Origin of the sequence: Vreelandella subterranea, from assembly GCF_900111305.1 — a bacterium.
In the GTDB taxonomy this organism is placed as follows: domain Bacteria; phylum Pseudomonadota; class Gammaproteobacteria; order Pseudomonadales; family Halomonadaceae; genus Vreelandella; species Vreelandella subterranea.
Map to the genome: position 1 here is coordinate 238,373 of NZ_FOGS01000004.1, position 23,072 is coordinate 261,444.

Below are 23,072 nucleotides of genomic sequence, written 5' to 3' on the forward strand. Positions count from 1 at the left end.
CGTTTAGCGTAGCGATAGGGCGCCCGCCCCGGTATCGTCGCCTACCGCTTCTCGGTAGGCGGTTGCCTCTTCGGCTTCTTGCGCATCGCTGAAGCGTACCAGCAGGACGCATGAGGCCAAGGCAAGGACGGCTAGCCCCAGGTAGAAGAGACCTTGCTGGTAGGTCAGGCTTTCACTGCGGAACAGGAAGGCGGCGGAGACGGCGCCTACGTTGCCGCCCGCGCCCACAATACCGGCTACCGCGCCCAGGGCTTTTTTATTGATGAAGGGGACCACCCCGTAGGTAGCGCCTTCGGCCATCTGCACAAAGAGGCTGAACACCAGCATGATGCCAATCGCCAGGCTCAGTATATGCATCTGTGAGAAAGCGATCAGGGCAATGCCTTCACAAATGAGGGCGACCAGTAACCAGCGTACGCGTCCCTTCAAGCCGCCATGCTTGGCAAACAGGTCAGAAAATATTCCCCCCAGTGTACGCGCAAAGATATTCATCAACCCAAACAGACCCGCAATCAGGCCAGCGGTGGCAAGCGTCAGGTCAAAATTGTCGAAAAAGTAGATGGCGGCAATGTTGTTGATCGTCAACTCCACCCCAAAACAAATTCCATACACGACGAACAGCGCCCAAACACGAATATCCTTTGCCGCGACGGTAAAGCTTTGTAGCGCGCCGTTTTCGCCGCTGGCGGGCGGTAGCTCGCCGCGAGCGCGCAGTTCGTCAAAGTTGCCGTCGGGGGCGTCCTGGGTAAACAGCCAATAGGCAATGCCGGTGAAGAACAGCACAACGCCCGGCACGACCATGGCTAGCCGCCAGCCCAGCGCCTCGTTGACCCCCAGCATCAGCATGCCGGCAAAGATCAGTGGCATGACGATCTGGGTCGTGCCACCGCCCAGGTTCCCCCAGCCTGCACTGGTGGCGTTGGCGGTACCCACGACGTTGGGCGCAAACATGATGGACGTATGGTACTGGGTGATAACAAATGACGCGCCGATGGCGCCGATAGCCAGGCGCGCAAGAAGGAAGGTTTCAAAGCTGTCGGCCAGGCCAATGCCCATTACCGGGATGGAGCCGAACAGCAACAAGCCGGAATAGGTCTTGCGCGGCCCCAGGCGGTCGCACAATACACCGATCACCAGGCGGACAATGACGGTGATGGCAACCGAGGCGATGATGGTGTTGCCGATCTGGGTCTGGGTAAGGGCGAGGTCTTCACGTACCACCGCCATGAGTGGCGCAATGCCAAACCAGCCAAAAAAACAGAGATGGAAGGCAAACCACGAAAAATGGAAGGCGCGCATTTGCGGCGTAGAGAAATTGAGCAACCGAATACGGTTGGCTTTGTTGCGAATATCCATGGGATGGCCTCACGGGTTCTTTTACGAGTTCAATACCCTGCGCGTGAAGCACGCAGCGTCATCGGTTTACGAGAACATGCCTTCTTCATTGAAGGTCAGGTTCGACGCACTCGTACCCGATTGGGCCTGGTCCACGCCTACCACCACTGCCTGGAATTATGCAAAGTGGTTGCCATGGCTGTGTTTTTTTATATTAATCAGTGAATTATCGTTTTTGGAGTAACGACTGAGGGACAGGCTTGGAAGATAACGGTCGCGCTAATGCTGCATTATTGGGCATCAGTGCACCGGATTTGGCCTAGTTTGGTGCTGCTGAAGGCACGGCGTTTTCATCCAGATAGACGTCGTCGATATCCAGCGTGGAGCGTTCGCCGAGCGCGTCGATGTTGTCTTCCAGCCAGCGGTCGGCAGCGGCATGGCCCTGTTCGAACAGATGGCAAAGAAAGGCCCACTCGGCATTCAGCTTGCTGGATACCGACAGGGGTAGTAACGCGCCTTCACCACTGATGCGATGGAACAACGCCTGCTGGTAGCAGTTCTCGATCCCCTGGGCGTCAAGCACCTGTTTAAGCATGGCGATCATGCGTACTTCTTTGATCAGCGCTGAATTGAAGGTGATTTCGTTAAGCCGGTTCATGATGGCCGACGCCGTGGTGGGTAAGGTGTCGCGTCGAATGGGGTTGATCTGAACGAGCAGAATATCGCGTGCGCTACATTCTTCCATCAGCGGGAATAGCGCCGGATTACCCATGTAGCCGCCATCCCAGTAGGCTTCCCCATCAATCTCGACGGCCTGGAACACAAACGGCAGGCAAGCGGAGGCCATGACCGCATCCAGGCTCATCTCATGGCGACGAAAGACCCGCTGCTTGCCTGTACGGACGTTTGTGGCAGTCACGAACAGCTTGAGCTGTTCACAGCGGCGGACCCGATCAAAGTCGATCCGTTCGGCCACAATTTCACGCAATGGATTCACGTTGAGGGGGTTGAACTGATAGGGCGAGACCAGTCGGCTCATCAGGTCCATGGCGATATAGCCGGGCGAGTGTTCAAGACTCCAGTTGCCGGTCAGCTTGTCCAGCGGTGAGCGACGGATCGGGCTTGCCATGCCCGCTCGGCTAACGGCCTGCCAGAAGTCGCGCAGTGCCTCGCGGGCGGTTTCTTTATCACCGCGGGTGAGCGCGTCGGCCATGACCACGCCGTTCATCGCACCCGCACTGGTGCCGCTGATGCCCTCGATCTCGACCCGGGAGTCTGCCAGCAAACGGTCAATGACCCCCCAGGTGTAGGCGCCGTGAGAACCACCGCCCTGTAATGCCAGGTCTAAGGATTTAGGTTGAGCCATTGGTTTGCCTCCTGGGCATAGGGGCTTCAAAAACGCTGGGCAAGTGACGGCACGTTGGGGCAGTTGATCACCTGGGAGGTTGCGACCCATTCCTGGTCAGGGTAGTAGGCGAACACATAGTGGTCGCCCTTTAAGCTATCAATCAAGGGATAGGTGATTTCTTCGCGAACCGCCGGGCAGCCGTGGCTGCGCCCCAGCCGTCCCGTCTGATCAATAAAGGCTTCGCTGACGTAGTCGGCACCGTGGATCACGATGGCGCGCTCAAAGGCGTTGTCATTAACGTTCGCCTCCAGGCCCTCCAGACGCAGTGAATAGCCATTGCGGCCGTAGTAACTGTTCATCGTCTTAAACAGCCCGATGCTGGATTGATGGCTGTCCGGGATGTTGGAAAATGTCTCTGCCATGGCATCCCCTGAGCCTTGACCGTGGGAGACCAGCTCTTGGAACATCAGTTCATGCCGGGCCAGATCGAACACCCAGAGCCGTGGCTCAGTTGACGGCAGCGAGTAATCAATCACCGCCAAGCGCTCGGCGTGAGGGTCGCGGCAACTGAGCGCCTGCGCGGCGAGGCGAAGCGCATCCGGGCTGGCGCCTGGTGCGAGCTGAAGCAGTTGATGATTTAACGGCAGAACGCCATTCGGCGGTTCACTATCGAGTTGACTAAAAAAACTGGAAGCATGGACGGGAAGTGACACTAACGTGGCGGGCAGCCAAATAAGCCAGGTACGAAGCGAAAAAAATGGCACCATGTAAGTCCATCCTGGAAGTGGAAAGCGATTAGGTAGTCACCAACACGCTATGATGACAACCACGCTATGATAATAGCTAAGTACGACACACTATTGGGAACGCCATAGTAACGCAAGGAGAGGGCAATGAACGAGCGGCAGCCATTAAGGCGGTGGGTGGTAGGCATGGCGCTTTGCCTGAGCGTGGGTGTGGCGGGTAGCGCGGCGGGTGCAGACAACGCGACACCAATAAGCGAGGCGCTGGAAGTGCGTTTGGCGGCGAGCGAGCAGCGTTTGCCTATCGACAGCTTCTATCAATACCGCAATTACCAGCCAGTATGGACGACCGCCGACAGTGTGGCAGCGCTTGTGGCAGGGCTCAATGAGCTTGAGCAGGACGGCATCAACCCCGAGAACTATGCAGTAGCATCGCTCATGGCGGCGTTTGAGCGCAGCCAGGCAGGCGGGGAGTCCGCCCAGGTAGCGTTTGAGTTGCAGGCGAGCCAGGCGCTGTTGCAAGCCCTTGATCATTTGAATCGTGGCCAGGTCAACCCTCGCCAGTTGAGTGCTCAATGGGATGCTGAGCGGCCGTCGCGAGGCTACTCGATGAGGGCAGTGGCCGAGGCCGTTGATCGATTGGATATTGTGGCGGCGCTTGACCAGGCACGCCCGGACTCCTCGGCGTACCGTCGATTAAGGGCGGCGTTTATTGATTTCCAAACGCGGTCATTGCAGGCGAATGCGCCTTACCTCGACCGTCGTGAAGAATCGTTGCGACCTGGCGACCAACATGATGATGTGCTGACTCTGCGGCATCGATTGACCCGCTGGGGGGAGCCGCACCTGCTGGCGGCTAACCCGCAGGCTTATCCGCAGGTAGACGCCGATGCCCCTGATCAAAGACAGTTCGACGCTCAGCTTGCGGCGGCCGTCAAACGCTTCCAACGGCGCCACCTGCTTCAGGAAGATGGCGTGGTGGGCGAGCAAACCCGCCGAGCGCTTAATGTTCCCCTGTCCTCGCGGGTCGAACAGCTCAGGGTGAATCTTGAGCGTGCGCGGTGGATGGGATCTCAGCCGGATGATGGGCCGAGTGTATGGGTTGACCTGGCCGGCTATCGGTTGCATTACACGCGGCCAGGCGGTGCGCATTGGCAGACCCGTATTGTCGTGGGCTCGCCCCAACGTGCAACGCCGGTGATTCAATCGGCGATTACCCATCTAACGTTGAATCCAAGCTGGACCATCCCGCCGACTATCATGCGTGAGGATGTACTGCCGCGTGTTCGTGAGGATGTGGGCTATCTAGCCGAGGAGAATATTCAGGTGGTTGATTTTGACGGTAACCCGGTAAATGCCGAGGAGGTTGACTGGCAACGACCCGGCAGTGTCATGTTGCGCCAGGTGGCAGGTAGCGCGAATCCACTGGGCAGTATCGTCGTGCGCTTTCCCAATGACCATATGATCTATCTGCACGACACGCCGGCTCAGGGACTGTTTCAGCGGCACCAGCGCGCACTGAGCTCAGGCTGCGTAAGAGTGGAAGGTGTCACCCAGTTTGCCCAGTTGCTGTTAGAGGATACCGGCAGTACGGCACAGGTGGCGAGCTTGGTGGCCAGTAGTCAAAGTGATCGGCAGCTCAGCTTGCCGCGTCGCGTGCCCATTGCGCTGCATTATTTGACGGCCTGGCCGAATGCTGAGGGTGAGGTCGAGTTTCGGCCGGACATATACGGTCACGACGCAGCCGTGGAGTCGGCTCTCAGTCAAGCCGCGCGACTCTCTGGGTAATCGACATAGGCCTTCAGTTTTTCAATTGCTTGGGCAGCAAAAAAAAAGCGCCACGGGTGTGGCGCTTTTTTTTGCTGAAGCCGTGGATTATTCGTCATCTTCCGATGTGTTGCCGACCAAGCTGATTGTGCCGGTCTCACCGCTATCAAGCGCCGCCAGCATGGGTTCGGCCTGGCGCTGAAACGCGATGAGGGTATCGCCATCCAGGCTGGTGTTTTCGGGCAGATCAACGGTCATCGCGTTGACCGGTGAATTGTTGACGATGACTTCATAATGCAGATGCGGGCCAGTGCTGCGGCCAGTGTTGCCCGATAGCGCAATGCGCTCGCCCATTTCAATCCGCTCACCCTGGCTGACCAGCGGTTTTGATAAATGCAAATAACGGGTGCGGTAGCCGTTGTCGTGACGAACGACGATATAGCGTCCGGCGGCGTAATGGTTGGCAACCTTCTCGACGCGCCCATCGGCGGGTGCCGTGATGGGTGTACCAATCGGCATGGCAAAATCGGTACCGTTATGCGGACTGATGCGCCCGGTGACGGGGTGCTTGCGCTGCGGGTTGAAGCCTGAACTCAGGCGGTAGTTGCCTTCAAAGGGACGGCGTGCAAAGGCAGGATCCAGGCTCGCACCTTCCGGCGTATAAAATTTATCGTCGGTCGCATTGCGCACGACGGTCAAGTTCATGCGTTCGCCCTGGTATTTAACCGCCAGCACGCGCGAGTCGAGCGTTTCGCCCTCAATCATGTCGGATTCGACGAGCACCTGAAAACGATCGCCACGACGGCTGTCGCGGCGGAAGTCGAGTTTTTTCTGAAGCAATTGGGTCAATTCGGTGACGTCGCCACTATTAAGGCCTGTCGACTGGGCCGAGCGGGCAAAGCTACCGCTGACGGTACCGGCATAAAGGCGCTGAACCGGCTCACCTTTGCGCTCAATGCCGGTGATGGCGTACTGATCTTCCTGGCGCTCGACCAGAACCCCTTCACGGGTATTTTTCATCATGCGCAGCGACAGCAGGCGACCCTCTTCATCTAGCTGATAGTCGAAACTGTGGCCTGCACGCCAGTGGGTCAGCATTTTGGGGTCGGGTACATCGTCGAGTAGCGTGAGAACTTCGCTGTATCCCAGCCCCAACTGGTTTTGGGCCAGAACGGCAAAGGTTTCACCCGGTTCAACGATATGAGTTTCCCACTGGGGTACAAACGACTCTTCTGCAGCAAGCTCCAGATCAAGGAAAGACACATCTCCGAACAACTCGGCGCCGTAGTCTTCATAAGAGGTGGCATCGTCCTCGTAGGAGGTGGCGTCGGCAATCTGGGTGGATGACATGTCATCAACATCCAGCATGCCGCTGGTCAATGTGCCGACCACAATGGCCATGTGCAATGCGCCATCGTTTAGGGTGGATGCATTTGCCGGGCTCATGTCACTGAGCACGGTGGATGTAGGCGTTAGTTCACTTGCCGTTTGAAGGTCGATATTGGCTTCCGCGTCTTCAATAACGCCCAGGTCGACAATTTCGGTTGCTTTCAGGTCGCTCAGCGGAATGTTCTCGCGAGTCGCATCAAGCGCACGGGAGGCGCGGTCAATGGCATCGGCCACAGGGGTGCGTTCGTTATGCAGAGTGGGAACACCCGGGGTGGAATCGCTTGGAAGAGGGACCAGGACGCTCTCCATTGGAGCGTCGGGTTGATTCAGTTCGTTGTAGGTCGTTAACAATTTTTGTGTGCCCAGCACCGTAACCATGGTGGCTACCGGTAACAATAACAATTTATGCGTGCGGGGCAGCGAATGAAGGATTCGCAACATGGGTAAATGGACCGCCGAGTTCGTGATTTTAAAGTAACAAAAGTGAATAAACCCACGAACCTTAACCCATGATAGCAAGGGTTCCTAGACTGTATATGCATACATAAAATGGACTTACGCTCAAATGCGCAAGAATATCGCATAACCAGCTATTTTCGAACGCCGTTTGCTAAAAAATGTAATGGTTGGCACCAAACATCCTTGTCATAGGCTGTACAGGTTGAAAAAGTTTCGAACTTCCATGCGCTTAGCTAAAGAAGCATAGGCCTATTTCTGTTCATGGAAAACATCAATGTAAGTAGTGTCTAATAAATTAGTACGAAAACGCTTCTCATAAGTGGCCCTGATAACGACTCGAGGTCGCCGTCAGGGCACGTCCTTCAGATAAACGTCTTGCAGAATAGTTAGTTCAGGTTACGGTAATCCGGGCCATAAGCTGGCACTATGGTTTTATCGAAAGCTTGGCGATTGTTTCGCTGTTTTGCGTCGGGGAAATCGAAATGTCTCGGGTAACACTTGCACAGTGGCAGATGTTAGCCGCCGTGGTTGACCATGGGGGGTTTGCTCGGGCCGCCGAGGCCGTGCATAAAAGTCCCTCAACGCTAAACCACGCGGTACACAAACTGGAAGAACAGCTAGGGGTTCAGGTGCTTGAGCCGATAGGGCGCCAGGTTCGCCTGACAGAGGCTGGCGAGTTACTTCTGAGGCGGGCGCGTCAGCTGATTGAAAGCTCCGAGTCGCTGGAAGACGTAGCCTCCCGGTTGGCCGCCGGACTGGAGGCAGAGGTCGTGCTCGCCATCGATCAGGTGTTTCCCGCGGCAGCCCAGGCGAAAGCGCTGGAGCGTTTTTCTGAAGCCTATCCCCAGGTGCGGGTACAGCTGTTTGAAAGCGTCTTAAATGGCGGCATTGAAATGCTATACGATGGCCGCGCGGACCTGGTGATATCGGGTATCGAGGCGCAAGGGTTTCTAGGGGAGCCGCTGGTCATGGTGAAGTTTGTCGCCGTTGCCCACCCCACCCATGCGCTGCATCGGTTGGGGAGGTCGCTGGATCTGCGCGACCTTGCCCAGCACCGTCAGCTGGTAGTGCGGGATTCCGCACTTCGCCAATCGACTAACGCGGGCTGGTTGAAAGCCGAGCAGCGCTGGACGGTGAGCCATCTGAACACCTCGCTGGATATGCTCAAGCGTGGTCTCGGCTTTGCCTGGATGCCGGAAACGCGCATTGAACAAGAGCTCCGTGATGGACAGCTCAAACCATTGCCACTGGCAGCGGGCAGTATTAGAGAAGTTCCTATCCAATTGATTTTTCGCGATCAGGACAGGGCAGGGCCGGCGGCTCATGCGATGGCTGCAGCGCTGCGTCAGGCGGTGAGTGAGTGTGCTCCCGAGGATTCGATTGCATCGAATGAATAGCGCTAAAACATCCGCTTGAGTCGAGTGTTCCCAGGCGTATGCTGAATCAACGCTAATCGCTTTGAGGAGATACACCATGGGGCTGCTGATTGACGGCAAATGGCACGACCAGTGGTACGACACCAAGAAACACGGGGGCGAGTTCGTCCGAGAATCGGCCCAGCTACGCGACTGGGTAGGGGATCATCCTGGAGTCGAGGGTAGCAGCTACCCGGCTGAAACGAACCGTTACCATCTATATGTATCGCTGGCCTGCCCCTGGGCGCACCGCACGCTGATCATGCGAGCCCTCAAGGGGCTCGAGTCGGTTATCGGGACGTCCCACGTCAGCCCGTTAATGCTTGACCAGGGATGGACGTACCATCAAGACGAAGGTGCCAGCGGCGATCCTGTCAATGGGGTCGAGTTTCATCGCCAGCTTTATACAATGACTGATCCCCACTATACAGGGCGTGTCACCGTTCCCGTGCTGTGGGACAAGCAGCGTAACGCGATCGTCAATAATGAATCGGCTGATCTGGTGCGTATACTCAATGACGCCTTTGATGAGCTGACCGGCAACGATCTGGATTTCTACCCCGATGACTTGCGCGACGTGATTGACGAGGTCAATGCCGACGTTTATGACCACATCAATAATGGCGTTTACAAGTCAGGTTTTGCCACCGAGCAGCACGTTTACGAAAAACACGTCAAGGCACTGTTCGATGCCCTGGAACGTATGGAAAAGCGCTTGGGGCAACATCGTTACCTGGCAGGTGAGTGGTTGACCGAGGCGGATATTCGCCTGTTTACCACCTTGATTCGCTTCGATGCGGTGTATTATGGCCATTTCAAGTGCAACGTGAAGCGTATTGAGGACTTCCCCAATCTCTCCAACTACGTGCGCGAGATTTATCAGTGGCCGGGAGTGGCGGAGACGGTCAACATGGACCACATCAAACGCCACTATTATTACAGTCACGACACCATCAATCCCACGCGCATCGTTCCGGTGGGGCCGGCGCTGGACTTTGATCGTCCGCATGATCGCGAACGCTTGTCCGGGAAGGGAATACGCCGCAAGGCCTGATCAGGCGCCCGGAAACCAGAAAGCCACCTGGCGGTGGCTTTCTGGACTGTTTCGCAAAGGGAATTCGCTCCGCGAAAGGAACCTGCGCGATCAGTCTGACATTTATTCTTCGTTGATTTCTTCGTCAGGATCAATGGCCTCGCGGGTTGTTTGCCAGGCGCTTTGGACACCCTCTTCGGTGCTTTGCCAGGCATCGCGTGCATTTGCCTTGGTCTGCTCCCACCAGTCGCGGTCATAGGTGGGGAAAGATTTTACTTCCTCTTCCGAGGCGCTGATGAGAACGCGATGCTCAGTATCGTCACCGTCAGTATCGGTTTCCAGGCTGAAGTAGTCGGTGTCGACGACGATTTCTCGACCGCCCAGACCAAGGACAGAGCCGCTTTCGACGACCAGAGCACTGACCTGCATCTCTTCGTTCAGCAGAATGTCGTCCACATCGCCGATTTCTTCGTTGATATCGCCCTCGAGATAAACATCGGCCCCCATGATCTCGTCGGCGGAATACATGCCTTGAGGCGCGTCTGTCGCAGCGTTGGCATTGAAAGCGGCTCCGCTAAGTAGGACTGCACTTACGGCAGTGGTAATCATTGACTTACGCATAGCATCTTTCCCTGTGGCTAAAATATGGATATCCAATTAATGCACCCATCAGGCTAGACGAAATGTGACATGGTGCAAGGAGGAGGCGAACGAAAAAAACGCTGAAATGGCTGGTCAGGTACTCGCGGCGGTGTTAGGATGCGCACTCCTCGCATGTGCTGACCCCACCATCAAGACGATAAGCGTTTGCCTGTGTAGCCATGAGCCGTTTTCGATACGCTCCCTACAAAGCAACGTTTGCTGGAACATCTCGCTCAGGCCAGATGTTGACTGCTGTGAAGATGGCGCGCCTCCAGTATTTCACCAAACGGGTGAAATCGGCGCAACAAGGTCGCCACGGCGGATTGAGCCGCTATCAAGCTGTCAATCCGGATGCTGGGTGCGACCGGCGTCTCCGACTCCACCGATGACGATATCCGCTATGCGGAGCCATGTTCTTTGATGCTGCCTTGACGTGCGCATCATTAACGAGTCAGAGACGCTTACGATGTTTTTTGCCGGAACAACCGGCCTACCAAGGTGTGATTAATGACCTCGACTTCTGTCGCTTCGCCGAGCTTCGGCGATCTTGCTTTATTGCCTGCCGTTCTGACTGCTGTTGAATCTCAGGGCTATGAAACCCCCTCTCCCATTCAGGCGCAGACCATCCCTGCGTTGCTCGAAGGCCGGGATATGCTGGGCCAGGCGCAAACCGGTACCGGTAAAACCGCGGCGTTCGCATTGCCATTGTTATCGCGTCTGGAACTGACGCGTCGTGAGCCTCAGGTGCTGGTCATGGCACCAACTCGCGAGCTTGCTCAGCAGGTGGCGGTCTCGTTCAGTAAATACGGTCAAAACCTTAAAGGTCTTGAAGTGGCTACCCTGTGTGGTGGTCAAGAGTACCGTGAACAACTCGGCGCGCTGAAGCGCGGCGCCCAGGTCATTGTCGGCACCCCTGGCCGGATTATCGACCATCTCGACCGCGGCAGTCTGAAACTCGACGGCCTGACTTCGCTCGTGCTGGACGAGGCGGACGAAATGCTGCGAATGGGCTTTATCGACGACGTAAAGCGCGTGGTTGCCGATACCCCGAAAGATGCGCAGCGTGTGTTCTTCTCGGCAACACTGCCCACTGAAATCGAGCGCATCGTTAACCGTTACCTGGTTAACCCGGTTAAAGTCGCGATCGAGTCGGGCACCACGACCGGCGAAAACATCGAACAGCGCATCGTGCGTGTTGATGGCGGCGCCAAGCTTGAAGCGCTGTCGCGCATTCTTGAAGTCGAGCCGGTCGATGGCGCCATTGTCTTCGTGCGTACCCGTGCCGCTTGTACCACGCTGGTTGAGCAGTTGACGGCGCGTGGCGTTAACGCCGCTGGCCTGTCAGGTGACCTAGACCAGAGTCTGCGTGAGCGCACCATCACCCGTTTGAAGCGTGGCAAGGTCGACGTCCTGATCGCCACCGATGTGGCTGCCCGTGGTCTTGACGTATCGCGGATCACCCACGTCATCAACTACGATCTGCCCCAGGATGCAGAAGCTTATACGCACCGTATCGGTCGTACTGGCCGTGCCGGGCGTAGCGGTATCGCGATTACCTTTGCCGGTTTCCGCGAAGGTCGCAAAGTGGGCTGGATGGAGCAGGCAACCGGTCAGAAAATGACCGAAATGCCGCTACCTGACGAATCTGCTATCCGTGCTCACCGGGATGAAGTATTCCACCAGCGCGTCATTGCCTCGTTGACCAAAGGGGCAGAAGAACAGCGTGCGCTGATCGAGCGTCTGGTCGAAGAAGGTCATGACCCGATCGAGCTGGCCTGTGCATTCTCTGCCATGGCCCGCGCTGATGAAGCGCCGATTGGTCGTTTGCAGGCACCGCGCAAAGAGAAGCCCTCGCGTGATGGCGCGTCTGGCGGCAAACCGGGTGCTCGCCGTGAGCGTTCAAGCACGCCCAGCGAAGGCATGACCCGCTACCGCGTTTCTGTCGGCCATAAAGACGGCGTCAAGCCCGGTCAACTGGTCGGTGCGCTGGCGAACGAAGGCGGTATCGAAGGCGCACGCATCGGGCGTATCGATATCCGCAATGCCTTCTCGGTGGTTGAACTGCCCAGCGGTCTGCCGTCCACCATCCTGACGAAAATGGCCCGTGCCCGTGTCTCCGGCCGTCCGCTGGAAATCAGCGAAGACAGCGCCCCAGAGCGTGCCCCGCGCCGCCGCCGTGATGAAGGCGATGCGCCGGTCCGTCGCCGCGAACGCGCCTAAGGTGCCATCAGTTGCCGCTTAGCGGTCACTGGTGATATCCCGACGCCCCCGTGCCTTCCCAGGTGCGGGGGCGTTTTTTTTGCTACCGTGTTCATCATTTAACCGCTCAAGGATGAAGCCATGTCAACACCGCTACACGAATGGAACCTTGCGCCCAGGGACGCGATGGCGCTGCAGACGGAGTTGGCAAAGCGGCTCGAGCTGAGTGACCGACTCGACCCGGTGCGCCACCTTGCCGGGGTGGATATCGGCTTTGAGGATGGCGGCGCAACAACCCGGGCAGCGGTGGTGGTGCTCAAATGGGACCCTGATACTGCGCCTGACTTAAGCGTGATAGAGCAAGTGGTTCACCGCGAGCCCACGCGCATGCCCTATATCCCCGGGCTGCTGTCGTTTCGAGAAATTCCTGCTGCGCTGGGCGCCTTCGCAAAGCTGACTGTTCAACCCGAACTGGTGATGGTGGACGGACAGGGCGTCGCCCATCCACGGAGACTGGGGGTGGCTGCTCACCTGGGGTTGTGGCTGGACACACCCACCATTGGCATTGCCAAATCCCGGCTGACGGGCCGCCATGCCGAGGTGGGCGAGCAGCGTGGCGATTGGGTGCCGCTCACTGCCCGCGGCGGCGAGGTGATTGGCGCCGTGTTGCGCTCCAGAACCAGGGTGAAACCGGTGTTTGTATCGCCTGGCCACCGCCTGTCACTGGACACGTCGTTGCAATGGGTGCTGCGCTGCCTGGGGGCGACCAAACTGCCAGAGCCCACCCGTCTGGCAGACCGGCTAGCCTCGCGGCGGGATCAAAGACGTGGTTGATTACACAAACGCCAGGAAGCGGCGCAGCAGACCGGATGCCTCTGGCGTGTCGTGAACCCCACTGATCAGGGCGTCGGGGTCTTCGCCCTGATCGCGCAGCGCTGCCCGCTGACGCTCAAGATACGCCCGCATCACCGGTGCAGTGAATTCGGGGTGAAACTGCACGCTCCATTGGCGTGGTCCATAGCGCAGTGCCTGATGGGCATCGTGGCTGTTATGCGCAAGCACCGTGGCTTTGTGGGGTAGTTGCATGACCGATTGCGCATGGGTGAGATGCGCCGGGAAGGACACGGGCAACTGGCTGAAGAGGGGGTCCTGCTGGCCGGCCTGGGTAAGCCGTACCCGATGCGTGCCCGATTCCCGACCGGCGGGGTGGTAATCGCTGACGCCGTCAAAGGCCGCGGCCATGAGCTGGTGCCCGTAACATACGCCGAGCATTGGCACGTCGTCGGCCAGCGCCTGCTTGAGCCAGGGCTTGAGCGCCTCACTCCATGGCGGCGCTTCACTCACCATGCTGTGCGAACCGGTGATAACCACGCCAGCCAATGAGGCGGGTGAGGCCGTTGGTGTGCTCTCCCGCGCATCCCACACGCTTAACGTCATGCCGTCAGGTAGCGCCTCGCGCAGCTGCTGGATAAAAAGCTGCTCGAAATCACCGTGCTGTTCGACCACTTCCGGGAAGGCATCACCGGTTTTGATAATCACTAAAGAAGGCATGATGGCTCTCGTCTTGACGCGGTGTATGACAAACCCAGCTAGGATAATTCCCTTTTAGGATGCAGTATAGGCATCCCATACTATGTTCAGGAGCCTGATATGCAACAGATTACCCGTGCCGGTGAACCGATGGATGTCGCCGGTCGTTTGCCAGCCCCAGGAGAAGTGGCGCCTGCCATGACGCTCACCAACAGTGAGCTTCAGGATGTCACCCTTGATACGTATCAAGGCAAACGCAAAGTGCTCAATATTATTCCCAGCGTCGATACGCCGACTTGCGCGATGTCGACCCGGCAGTTTAACGAGCTGGCGTCCCAACTGGACAATACCGTGGTGTTGGTGGTGTCGGCCGATTTACCCTTCGCGGCCAAGCGGTTTTGTGGCGCGGAGGGGCTGGACGATGTCGAAACACTGTCCACCTTCCGCCATCGCGAATTTCAGGAAGCCTGGGGCGTGGCGTTGTGCAACAGTGCCATGGAAGGGCTATGCGCCCGCGCCGTCGTGGTGCTGGACGCCGATAATCGGGTGCTGCACAGCGAGCTGGTCAGTGAGTTGAAAAACCAGCCGGACTACGACGCGGCACTCGCCGCCCTTAACCCCTGATGGCGGTTCGATGACGCTCTGCCGCCGCCACCAGTGCGCGAATCAAGCGCTGTTGGGGGCGGTTGAATACCAGCCATTCGGGATGCCATTGCACGCCCAGCAGAAAATCGTGGTCCCGGGACTCAATGCCCTGGACCAGACCGTCGCGGTCGCGGGCGACAATGTCGATTCCCTTGCCAGCCCGGTTGACGGCTTGATGGTGCAGGCTATTAACGCGGCACCAGGTCACGCCGAGCAGGCGGTGGAGCTTGCTGGCCCCGACGATATCGACGGTCTTGCGCGGGAGCACCGTGCGGCGCCGCTTGATGCCCTCATGGGTGGTATAAATATCCGGGTCCAGGGTACCGCCCAGGTGGACGTTGATCAGTTGGGCACCCCGGCAGATTCCCAGTACGGGGGTATCCCGCGGGATAAAATGTTCCAGCAGCTTGAGCTCCAGCTCATCCCGGGCCGGGTCCAGGCGCACGCCTAACTGCACCTCCCCGCCATACAGGGACGTCTGAATATCATCGCCACCGCCGATGATGAGCCCATCCAGATCGTCGGGCATAGGTCTTGCCGGTGATAAACGCAGCGGTCGGCCGCCGTGGCGCCAGACCGCAAACCAGTCGAAACACCAGGCAAGCTGGCTTTTTGCATCGGAAGTGGTAATGCCAATTAACGGGCGGGCCATGCAAGGGCACTCTTGGTCAAAATGTGAATGAATAGACGGTAACGGGCATATCGCAACGATGAGGCGATCAACGCCTCGTCAGAAGCGCTCACCCCACCAGCGCTTGGCGCGGCTTGCCAGGCGAGTGATCAATGGCCGGTTATGCTGGGCGATATAGTGATCACAGCGTGCGGCAAGGGTCTCCTTGGAGGCTGCCAAGCGTTCCACGGCGACCCAGCGGTTCCATTCGGTGACGCCTCCCCAATGGGGCTCCGAAAGCTGCGCATTAGGTAGGCGGTAATGAAACGTAGGCCGTGGTTGGGTCAACTCACCATGCAACAGCTTGTGCGGGTGGTCAGGGCGAAGATAAGCAAACAGGGGCAGTAAATCCAGTTCCCGGTTGCGGGTGGGGTTGTAGGTCAGGTAGTCATCAATCAGGGTGTCGATATCCGGCGTGTACTGACGGTTTAATACCTTGAGCGCATACTCTTTGGGGAAGGGGTTGGCGTGAGGCAGCACTTCGCGGGTGATGTCCACCTTGATCTCGCTGCGCAACCAGCTTGCCAGGAGCAGGTAGGCGCGTAGCATCGACAGCAGGTAATCCACATCTTCGCGCTCCACTTCAGGGTTGAGGTGTAACCCGAAACCGTAAAGTAAGCTGGCATCCGTGCCTTTTGCCCCATGGGTCCGCAACGCTTCGAACAGCGTATCGAGCTCGTCGAGTTCGTTCCAGGGCACCGGCGGGCACACGATCTCTGTAGGTACCAGACCCGTGACCATATCGCCAATCAGCTCGCGGGTCTTGCGGTGGAACTCCAGGCGGTGTTGGTGGTGCTGGCGCGACCACTCGCTGTCCAGCTCGTGGTGTTCCTCCAATAGCGCCCGGTCAGGATGCGCATATTGGGTATCCAGTTCAATACCAAACTCGCCCCAGCGGGTGCCCTCGACCAGTAGTCGGTGGGGGCTGACCACGTTAAGCTCACCACCAAACAGTTCGCACACAATCAGGGCTGTGTCACGTGGGGGCAAGCCGGCGAACTCGATTTCGACACCGACCTTGCGGGTTTCGCCCTTTGCGTTCCAGCCATTAGGTGGCGCTTCTAACGTCATCTCGGCATCCTGTGAGGTGAACGATTTGTGGGCTCAGCCTATCATAGTCACGCACGTGGGCTGAGAATATTCGCTCAGCGAGCCCTTTACGGGGATAATCATGCGGCATCGCCTTTTGATGCCTTGGTTCAGGAGTAACATGTGCGACCGCACTGGCTAATCAATACCGTTGTTCGTTTTATTTTCATCATGCTGATGGGCGTCATGGCGTCCCACGCTCATGCACAGGCGATCTCGCTGCCAAGCCTTGGCGGTGGTGAATCGGAAGAGCAGAACGACGTCAGCAGCGCAGACTTTCAGGGGTCGCTGAATGACGTGATTTCAGTGCTCGAAGATGAAGAGCGGCGCAGTGAATTGATCAACTCGCTGCGTGAACTGCAAACGACCACGCAAGAAGCCAGTGAGGATGAAGGGGTCGTTCGCCAGGGGGTGCTGGGGGCGCTTGCAGATACGCTCACCGACATCGGCGAGCAGGCTCAGGCGGGGGGGTCGCCAGTAGAGGAGTGGCAGCGTCAACTGGTCAACGGCGGCGAAGAATTGCGAGATGTGGCCAGTAACGCCAGTCGAGGCGAGATGATTCGTGCGGTGGCCGAAGGCGCTGTGCTTGCAGTGGTCTGGGTTGTGCTGCTGGTGTCCATGATCGGTGCGGGAAGGGTGATCGCCAAGCGTCGCAAGTGGCCGCTGGACTTGCCCCGCGACCCTAAAGGCTGGCTGATGGTCGTGCACTTCTTTCGGCGCATCCTGCCCTGGATACTGGCGTTTGCGATTACGCTGGGGGTCGGCCAGTTGATGGCTTACAGCCCGGGCCGGACCATGGTGCTGGTTGTGGCCTATATTTGCGTTTGTGGTCGACTGCTATCGGTGGTGTTTGAAACCGTCGTGGCCTTTTTCAGCCGTGGGCATCGGTTTACGGCCGTGCAACTGCTGCATCAGCGTGCTCTGCGCAGCCTGTTTGTCATTGGTGCGCTGATCGCACTGGGCGACGCGGTGAATTCGAGCCGTATTGTCGAAATGCTGGGCGACGAGCTTTCCAGCCTGGTTTCCGTGCTGGCCAATATGCTGGCCGCACTGATCTCGGCGCGTTTCGTGATCAAATTCAAGCGTCCAGTGCGTCACCTGATCTGTAACCGCCCCTACAAGCAACGCCGGGATGCCAACACTGCTGTGGAGATGATTCGCGCGCTTGGTGGGCTGTGGCACATCCCCGCGCTGTTGTTGGTAGGTGGCTCGCTGCTGGCGATCTTTATTACCGTTGGCGATGTGGGCACGGCACTTGCCCGGTCGATCATTTCGGCGAGCCTGCTGGTGCTGACGTTGGTGGTGACTGGGCTGCTGCGTCGCCAAGCCGAGCGCTTGGGTAAGCGCCGCCACCGCCGCCGTCGGCAGAGTCAGTATCGCAAGCGCCTGAAACGCTTCGGGTTCGTGCTGGCACACATTTGTGCCTGGGTGGTCTTTGCCGAGTTGTCGGTGCAGGTATGGGGCAGCTCGATGTTTGGCCTCGGCCAGCGCGGCCTGGCCGGTGCACAGCTGGGTCCCGCCCTGGTGAGCCTTGGGGGAACCGTGCTGCTGGCGTGGCTGGTATGGATTTTTGCCGATACGGCCATTCAGCGGGCGTTGATCTCATCGACACGCTCCCGCGGCAAGCGGGTCAACCAGGCGCGTGCGCAAACCATCACGCCGATGATCCGCAATGTTATTTTTATCACGATTCTGATCATTGCCTTTATTGCCGGACTCGCCAATCTGGGCGTTAACGTGACGCCGTTGCTGGCGGGTGCCGGTGTGATTGGTCTGGCGATCGGCTTCGGGGCGCAAACGCTGGTACAGGATCTGATCACGGGTATTTTTATCCTTATCGAAGACTCCCTGGCCGTGGACGATTTCGTCGAAATCAACGGCCACATGGGCACGGTAGAAGGCCTGACTCTGCGTACGGTCAGGCTGCGCGACCTCGACGGCATCGTGCACATCATCACCTTCAGCCGCATCGAATCGATCCACAACATGTCCCGGCAGTTCGGTATTGCGCTGATGCGTATCCGCATTCCCCACGACATGAAAATAGACGATGCCATCCATTTGATGCAGGAAACCGCCCAGGAACTGCGCAAGGATCCGATGATGCGCCACCACATCTGGTCGCCGCTGGAGATGCAGGGAATCGACAGTTTCGACGATGGTGGGGCGATTTTGCGCATGCGGTTCCGTACCGCACCCGAAATGCAATGGGACGTGGCTCGCGCCTTTAACCTGATGCTGAAACAACGCATGGAAGCCGACGGTGTCGACCTGGGCGTGCCGCGTTTGAGTGTCAGCATGGAAGGTAAGGCAGGCGGCCTGATGGCGCCCGACAGCAGCGTGGAGATGAACCTGGAGGATGGCAGTGGGGCTGACCAAGGCCAGTCCAGCCAGAATGCCAGCGATCCTGAAGAGGCAGCAGAAGGGAGGGAAAGGCCAACGCCCCCCAAAGCTGCCCCCATGCCGACCAAAGCCGAAATCAGGAAAGATGAGCGGCAGCGTAAGGGAAGTGAAGAAGACCGTCGCCTATCCCGCGGCAAGCCCCAGGCAGAGGGCAAATCCCATTACGACGCCGATACCGGCCCCGGTGGCGAACACGGCGACGAGTAGCCAGGGGCCTCGCCAGCGACGCCAGCGGTTGTACAGCGAGACCGCGTTGCTGACGCGGTCGACCAGTTCATCGTGGCGCGAAATGGCATGATCCGGGGGCAGTGAAAAATCGTTGGCCACATCACCTTGCCAGTGGGCCCCGTGGGTCAAGCCGAGTCGCGCACGCAGGCAGCCAATATCGTTGAGCGTCTGATGTAGCGTATCGTAGGCCTCACGGTGCTCGTTGACCGCGAGAACACTCTCAGCGTCCTGGCGTAGGGCACTATTGGGGCAGCGCATCACGGCATCCTGGATGTCGTGCTCACTGGCCTCGGGTGAAAGCGATAGGCGTTGATACAAATCGCGCATAAGGATGGTCTTGTTCCGTCGGTCGCTGCTGCATCTTTTTAGTAGGTTTGCATCAGGTAATCATACGCGTTTTTGATGCGCTGAAAACGTGCGGATGCCAGTGCCACCTGGTGTTCGCTTTCGGTGAAAAAGCGGTCCGGGTGATGAAGCTGCGCCATGCGCCGATAGGCGAGGCGTACGTCGCTACGACTGGCCCCCGGCGGCAGCCCGAGTACCGCCAGGGCACGCGTGGTGCGGTCCGGAGGAGGTGCGGTGCGCTGCCACTGGCGGCGTTCTCCCTGGGCGCGTTCGTAACGGGACCGGTCTTGCCGCGCCTGCTCACGTTGAGCCTGTTCGCGGCGGCTCTGGTCATCGCGTTGCCGTTGGCGTTCACGCTCCTGTCGGGCATGCGCCTGACGCGCCTGGGCCTCTTCCTGTTGGCGCTGCTTTTCCTGCTGTTTACGCTGTTTTTTCTGTTTGCGTTGCTGGTGTTTCTCGTCAGCCTGTTGTGCGGCTTCATCTCGAGCCTGCTGTTCAGCGGCGGCCTCGCGTGCCTTTTGGTTAAAGTAGTCCGGATTGTGACGTTGCCAATAGGCATGACGGCTGGGGTCCTCGGGGGACGTTAATGGCCTGCCGGTTAACTCATAAAACAGGGTGCTCAGCGTTGTGGGTGTCACATTGAGCAAGTCCGCCAGAAAGCGCAGGATATAATGGTTGGCCAGCGACAGGTCGCCGTCATCGGTTGCCACCGTGATCGACTGATGCAGGACACTCAGGCTGCGCTCTTGCGAGCACTCTTTACGTAGAATTTCGGCGGCCAGCTGAATGGCTTGAAGATCCTGATGATGGGCAATGCTCATGACCGGCCCCAATTCATGCCCATGACGAAACTGCGCCGTGACCTGGGCCAGGCGACGGCGTCGCTGGCCTTCCGACACGTGCTGGCGGTTAACAAGTACCCAAGCCAGCAATAGTAGCGTTGCCGTATCCACTTGGCTGCGGCTATTTAACAGCACCAGCTCAAAGGGTGAAAAACGGGCCATGGACATCCAAAGGCTCCCAAAGTGAAAAGAACAGCGGGCAATAGTGGCGTCAGGCGTGCTTTAAGGCAAGGCCTTCACCGATTAGCGATGATGCCATGTTATCGCATTGACGTATCCAGGGAAGCAGGAGATTGGTGAGTTGATTAATGTAGAGCGCAAAAACAGCTTTCAACTGCGTATTTCACGGCGCTTGAAGGAGGAAACCTCTCACAATCTGGATATTTATCTGTTTGTACCGGGGGATCTTGGCCTTTCGACCCAGTTGATTTCGGAGGAAGCGTTTTACCACGCGGCGATTCAAGTGTCGCGTACCTACTACAGCGACGAATATCATCTGCCCCTGGTGCAAAGCCGTCTGGCGAGCCGCAATCAGCTGGGCAGTGACTCCTATCGCCTGAGCCTCAGCCTTTATGCTTATCAATACGTGGGCGCGATGGAGCGCAATACCCAAGCCATGCTGACAAGTGCGCGGGAGATACGCCGAAGCGAAGATAAGCATCAGGTCGACCAGGAAAGTGTCCATTGGCTGCGTGACCAGCTGCAGCAAACCAGTGACTTGAGTGAAAGTATTCTGAGGCGCCTGCGCCGCCATCCGCCCCGGGATGAACGACTGACCAAGTATTTCACCAATATCGATAATTACCTGTCGTGGTTTACCGAACAGCAGTTATTGGCGCTGGTGGCTCACATGCCCAGGGGCGGTGAGTTTACCCCCATCCGTCACCGGTTCGTGGCGATTTGCCAGCGAGAAGAAGCGTACCGGCGCGAGCAGGAATACAACGCCGAACGGGTGATGGCTGACCCTACCCGGATGTCGAATAAAATGCGGTTGCTGCGTCGCTTGATCGAGTATCCCATTACCCTTAAGCAGCGGCCCCAGGAGTTGGGTGGCGGTGAGCAAAAAGCCGTCAAAGCCCTGGCGACGGCCGTGGTCATGGCCTTTGTTTCGTTTGGCGTACTTCGCCTGCGCGATACCCTCGGTGATATCACCTCGTTGTTCGTGATTGCCATGGCCGTACTTTATGCCATGCGCGAAGTGTTCAAAGACGATTTACGTAACACCCTATGGCGCTGGTTGCGCCGTGGGCGGCCTAAGTGGCGGCGGCAGTACGTCGACCCCAACCGCAATGTATCGGTGGGGCATCAGCTCGAATGGTTCGACTATAAGCGCTATTCGTCTCTGGACCCAGAAATTCAGCGGTTGCGTCGCCGGACCGTGGCCCAGCGTGAGGAGGTGGTGCTGCATTACCGTTCGCGCTCCCGGATGTCACCCACCCGCTTCCTGAGTGGTTACGAACATACCCAGGAAAGTTTGACGCTGGATATCTCCATGCTGACCCGGCTGATGAGCAAGGGCAAGTATGACATCTACCGGCTTAAAGAAGGCCAGGCCGTGCGCGAAAGTGTCGAGCGTCGTCACCTGTTCAATCTGGTCATTCGCGAAACCGGCAGCGAAGACCAGCCTTACCTGGCTCGCTGGAAGGTCGTGGTCAGCCGGTCTGGGATTGTCGATGTAGAAAAAGTCGGGGAGAGCGGCACAGTAAAGGCCAACGATTAGACTGCGCCAGATCCAACGAGGCCAACAGGCTTTAACAATACACGGGCAGTCGAGAGGCAGGTTGGCAGGTCCCGGGATCCTGAGACCTGCTGCTAGCTGGTTATGTGAGATTTAACCTGTTGAATTAATCGCTTGCTCAAGGTTTTCCACGCTGCGCTGGGTGTGGTGCAGCTTATCGAGACCAAACAGGCCAATGCGGAAAGTCTGGAAGTGGTCGCCCTCATCGCACATCAGTGGCACCCCGCCCGCCACCTGTACGCCTGCCTGGGCAAGCTTGCCGACCAGGCCGCTGTCATCGGTGTAGCACACCACCACACCCGGCGCGTCAAAGCCATCTGCTGCGACGCTTTTAAAACCGTGGCGCTTGAGCATGGCGCGAACTTCTCGGCCGATCACCTGCTGCTCCTCTTTGACCTTGCCAAAGCCGTAGTCACGCGTTTCCTGCATGATGTCGCGCAGCTGGCGCAGGGCATCGGTGGGCATGGTCGCGTGATAGGCGTGCCCGCCGTTCTCGTAGGCCTGCATGATGCTGTGCCACTTGCCTAAATCGCAGGCAAAGCTATTGCTCTGGGTCTCGCTCAAACGCTGGGTGGCACGCTCTGAGAGCATCACCATGGCGCAGCAGGGCGAGCCACTCCATCCCTTTTGCGGCGCGCTGACGACCACATCCACCCCCAGCGCCTGCATGTCCACCCACAATGTACCCGCGGCAATGGCGTCGAGCACGAGCAGGCCGCCCACGTCACGGGTTGCCTGGGCAACGGTGCGGATGTAGTGATCCGGCAAGAGCATCCCGGCGGATGTTTCCACCTGAGGGGCAAAAACGACCGCAGGCTTTTCAGCGCGAATGCGCTCGGCAACCTCGTCGGCGGGGACCGGCGCAAAGGGCGACTGCGGGTCGCTGGGGTCTTCACGCCGCGCTTTCAGCACGGTGTGCTGGTCGGTCAGTCGGCCCATCTCGATAATCTGCGTCCAACGGTAGCTGAACCAGCCGTTACGGATCACCAGCGTCGGTTGGTCGACGGCAAACTGGCGGGCCACCGCTTCCATGCCGAAGGTGCCGCTACCCGGCACGATCACTGCAGCATGGGCGTTGTAGACCTCTTTCAGCGTGGCGGAAATATCCCGCATTACGCCCTGAAACTGTTGCGACATATGGTTCAGCGAGCGGTCGGTGTAGACCACCGAATATTCCAGCAAGCCGTCGGGGTCGACGTTGGGCAGTAGGCCAGCCATGGCGTTCTCCAAAGAAGTGGTGTGCTCTTGACGG

Annotated in this window: 19 protein-coding genes; 8 read left to right on the top strand and 11 right to left on the bottom strand. The window is 58.2% G+C overall.

The genetic code is table 11. The features are described 5' to 3' along the window. Nucleotides 1–3: 3 nt before the first annotated feature. The 3 genes from BMX75_RS08065 to BMX75_RS08075 form a co-directional block, all read right to left on the bottom strand. Entirely contained in the window at nucleotides 4–1,356 is a 1,353-nt protein-coding gene (locus tag BMX75_RS08065; protein ID WP_092826928.1) for a NarK family nitrate/nitrite MFS transporter, read from the bottom strand. 298 nt (nucleotides 1,357–1,654) lie between these two features. Further along, nucleotides 1,655–2,701, bottom strand: coding sequence for a patatin-like phospholipase family protein (locus BMX75_RS08070; RefSeq protein WP_092826930.1), 1,047 nt, complete (start codon nucleotides 2,699–2,701; stop codon nucleotides 1,655–1,657). 26 nt (nucleotides 2,702–2,727) lie between these two features. After that, nucleotides 2,728–3,450: a murein L,D-transpeptidase catalytic domain family protein gene (locus BMX75_RS08075; RefSeq protein ID WP_092826932.1), complete on the bottom strand. Its 723-nt coding sequence runs from the start codon at nucleotides 3,448–3,450 to the stop codon at nucleotides 2,728–2,730. 126 nt (nucleotides 3,451–3,576) lie between these two features. On the opposite strand from BMX75_RS08075, the gene BMX75_RS08080 reads away from it, so the two are divergent. Then, on the top strand, nucleotides 3,577–5,214 hold the full coding sequence (locus tag BMX75_RS08080) for a L,D-transpeptidase family protein (protein WP_092826934.1): 1,638 nt from the start codon (nucleotides 3,577–3,579) through the stop codon (nucleotides 5,212–5,214). 87 nt (nucleotides 5,215–5,301) lie between these two features. On the opposite strand, the gene BMX75_RS08085 is transcribed toward BMX75_RS08080, so the two are convergent. Then, the gene (locus BMX75_RS08085) at nucleotides 5,302–7,023 is read right to left on the bottom strand and encodes a peptidoglycan DD-metalloendopeptidase family protein (RefSeq protein ID WP_092826936.1); all 1,722 of its coding nucleotides are present in this window, start codon (nucleotides 7,021–7,023) and stop codon (nucleotides 5,302–5,304) included. A gap of 500 nt (nucleotides 7,024–7,523) precedes the next feature. On the opposite strand from BMX75_RS08085, the gene BMX75_RS08090 reads away from it, so the two are divergent. Both BMX75_RS08090 and BMX75_RS08095 read left to right on the top strand, forming a co-directional pair. Further along, nucleotides 7,524–8,438 carry a LysR family transcriptional regulator gene (locus tag BMX75_RS08090; RefSeq protein ID WP_066316904.1) on the top strand — a complete coding sequence of 305 codons (915 nt, stop codon included), beginning with the start codon at nucleotides 7,524–7,526 and terminating at the stop codon, nucleotides 8,436–8,438. A 76-nt stretch (nucleotides 8,439–8,514) separates the two neighbouring features. Then, nucleotides 8,515–9,510 (top strand): glutathione S-transferase family protein, encoded by a 996-nt coding sequence (locus BMX75_RS08095; RefSeq protein WP_092826938.1) that lies wholly within the window; start codon nucleotides 8,515–8,517, stop codon nucleotides 9,508–9,510. A gap of 102 nt (nucleotides 9,511–9,612) precedes the next feature. Here BMX75_RS08095 and BMX75_RS08100 read toward each other — a convergent pair whose 3' ends face one another. Continuing rightward, on the bottom strand, nucleotides 9,613–10,110 hold the full coding sequence (locus BMX75_RS08100; protein WP_092826940.1) for a PRC-barrel domain-containing protein: 498 nt from the start codon (nucleotides 10,108–10,110) through the stop codon (nucleotides 9,613–9,615). Between the two features lie 528 nt (nucleotides 10,111–10,638). Here BMX75_RS08100 and BMX75_RS08110 point away from each other — a divergent pair. Together BMX75_RS08110 and nfi are read left to right on the top strand one after the other, a co-directional pair. Further along, nucleotides 10,639–12,351 carry a DEAD/DEAH box helicase gene (locus BMX75_RS08110; protein WP_092826942.1) on the top strand — a complete coding sequence of 571 codons (1,713 nt, stop codon included), beginning with the start codon at nucleotides 10,639–10,641 and terminating at the stop codon, nucleotides 12,349–12,351. A 120-nt stretch (nucleotides 12,352–12,471) separates the two neighbouring features. Further along, nucleotides 12,472–13,164 carry a deoxyribonuclease V gene (nfi, locus tag BMX75_RS08115; protein WP_092826944.1) on the top strand — a complete coding sequence of 231 codons (693 nt, stop codon included), beginning with the start codon at nucleotides 12,472–12,474 and terminating at the stop codon, nucleotides 13,162–13,164. Here the strand turns inward: nfi and BMX75_RS08120 are convergent, their stop codons facing one another. Continuing rightward, nucleotides 13,165–13,881 carry a glutamine amidotransferase gene (locus BMX75_RS08120; protein WP_092826947.1) on the bottom strand — a complete coding sequence of 239 codons (717 nt, stop codon included), beginning with the start codon at nucleotides 13,879–13,881 and terminating at the stop codon, nucleotides 13,165–13,167. 99 nt (nucleotides 13,882–13,980) lie between these two features. Here BMX75_RS08120 and tpx point away from each other — a divergent pair, with 99 nt between their 5' ends. Beyond that, nucleotides 13,981–14,484 (top strand): thiol peroxidase, encoded by a 504-nt coding sequence (tpx, locus tag BMX75_RS08125; protein WP_092826949.1) that lies wholly within the window; start codon nucleotides 13,981–13,983, stop codon nucleotides 14,482–14,484. Here the strand turns inward: tpx and BMX75_RS08130 are convergent. Together BMX75_RS08130 and BMX75_RS08135 are read right to left on the bottom strand one after the other, a co-directional pair. Further along, entirely contained in the window at nucleotides 14,474–15,157 is a 684-nt protein-coding gene (locus BMX75_RS08130) for a gamma-glutamyl-gamma-aminobutyrate hydrolase family protein (protein ID WP_092826950.1), read from the bottom strand. The two genes, tpx and BMX75_RS08130, sit on opposite strands and share 11 nt — an antisense overlap. Nucleotides 15,158–15,235: 78 nt before the next feature. Beyond that, nucleotides 15,236–16,246, bottom strand: coding sequence for an amidoligase family protein (locus BMX75_RS08135; RefSeq protein ID WP_092826952.1), 1,011 nt, complete (start codon nucleotides 16,244–16,246; stop codon nucleotides 15,236–15,238). 141 nt (nucleotides 16,247–16,387) lie between these two features. On the opposite strand from BMX75_RS08135, the gene BMX75_RS08140 reads away from it, so the two are divergent. Next, on the top strand, nucleotides 16,388–18,874 hold the full coding sequence (locus BMX75_RS08140; RefSeq protein WP_092826954.1) for a mechanosensitive ion channel family protein: 2,487 nt from the start codon (nucleotides 16,388–16,390) through the stop codon (nucleotides 18,872–18,874). On the opposite strand, the gene BMX75_RS08145 is transcribed toward BMX75_RS08140, so the two are convergent. After that, nucleotides 18,791–19,222 carry a hypothetical protein gene (locus tag BMX75_RS08145; protein ID WP_092826956.1) on the bottom strand — a complete coding sequence of 144 codons (432 nt, stop codon included), beginning with the start codon at nucleotides 19,220–19,222 and terminating at the stop codon, nucleotides 18,791–18,793. The two genes, BMX75_RS08140 and BMX75_RS08145, sit on opposite strands and share 84 nt — an antisense overlap. Before the next feature lie 38 nt (nucleotides 19,223–19,260). Next, nucleotides 19,261–20,244, bottom strand: coding sequence for a J domain-containing protein (locus tag BMX75_RS08150; RefSeq protein WP_340148047.1), 984 nt, complete (start codon nucleotides 20,242–20,244; stop codon nucleotides 19,261–19,263). 139 nt (nucleotides 20,245–20,383) lie between these two features. Between BMX75_RS08150 and BMX75_RS08155 the strand changes: the two genes are divergently transcribed. Then, nucleotides 20,384–21,802, top strand: a complete 1,419-nt coding sequence (locus tag BMX75_RS08155; protein ID WP_092826960.1) for a hypothetical protein — start codon at nucleotides 20,384–20,386, stop codon at nucleotides 21,800–21,802. Between the two features lie 111 nt (nucleotides 21,803–21,913). On the opposite strand, the gene BMX75_RS08160 is transcribed toward BMX75_RS08155, so the two are convergent. Continuing rightward, nucleotides 21,914–23,038: an aminotransferase class V-fold PLP-dependent enzyme gene (locus BMX75_RS08160; RefSeq protein ID WP_092826962.1), complete on the bottom strand. Its 1,125-nt coding sequence runs from the start codon at nucleotides 23,036–23,038 to the stop codon at nucleotides 21,914–21,916. Nucleotides 23,039–23,072: the final 34 nt, after the last annotated feature.